At 50.4% G+C, this 925-nt stretch carries 1 protein-coding gene; it reads right to left on the bottom strand.

Translation table 11 applies throughout. From position 1 onward, the window contains the following. Positions 1-899, bottom strand: an 899-nt coding sequence (locus tag ACFFLE_RS11115; protein WP_380572258.1) for an IS30 family transposase, incomplete at its 3' end; no start/stop codon positions are given. Between the last annotated feature and the right edge of the window lie 26 nt (positions 900-925).

Here is a 925-nt window from a genome sequence, read left to right on the forward strand (position 1 = left end):
CGGTAGTTCAATGATTTTCTCGGTATGTGGTTTCTTCTTGAAGCGACAGACGAGACAAATATCTGATCGACCGTGTTGAAATCCATGTCTTTGGGCAGTCCATCCTTTCTGAGCAGGCCATTGGAATGTTCATTCAATCCCCGTTGAGACGGTGTCCCTGGGTCGGCAAAGTAGATGGACAGATCGTTCTGGTTGCTCATCGATTGCCAGTTGGAGAATTCCTTACCACAGTCGAAAGTGATGGACTTGAACAGGTTTCTGGGCATCTCTTGACACCACGTATTGATGGCAGACTCGATTGCCTGTGCCGTCCGGCCTTCAGGCTTCAAGGTGATAATGACCTTAGACAGGCGTTCAACCAGCGTGATGACGGCACTCTTGTGGCGGACACCGACGATGGTATCTCCCTCGAGATGGCCGAATTCTTCATTGAACGCCGGGTAGTCAGTTGTTCTTTCAGAGATGTTTCGCCTGAAGGCCTGTCTGCCCCGGCGTTCCTGATGGCCATTTGGTTTTCGCTTGCCTTGCATCGGCAGTGTGGCTACATCAAAGGTTTTTCGTTTGAACATTCGATACAGTGTACGGCCCGAGCAGTCAATTGGCATCTCCTGCCGACCGACGATCACATCCGGTGTCCAGCCTTGCGCCACCTGCTTTTCAACATGTTTCTGCTGATCGGTCGGTAGAACAATCCGTTTTCTACCACACCGGCTTTTGTTTTCCTTATAGCGCCGATAATACTCCAGCGCAGTGTGCCCGTCCTTGAGATATGCGATGACATTATGGACCGTCTGACGGGCACGCCCAATCCGTTTCGCAATCTGTGAAGTCGGGGTCTCTTGATGGAAATAGGCTTCTATGATTACTAGCTCGTCCGTGGTAATATGGGTGTAGGTCATGCGTGATCACTCCTATGATTTTCTTT

The organism is Salinicoccus siamensis (genome assembly GCF_042429615.1).
GTDB lineage: Bacteria > Bacillota > Bacilli > Staphylococcales > Salinicoccaceae > Salinicoccus > Salinicoccus siamensis.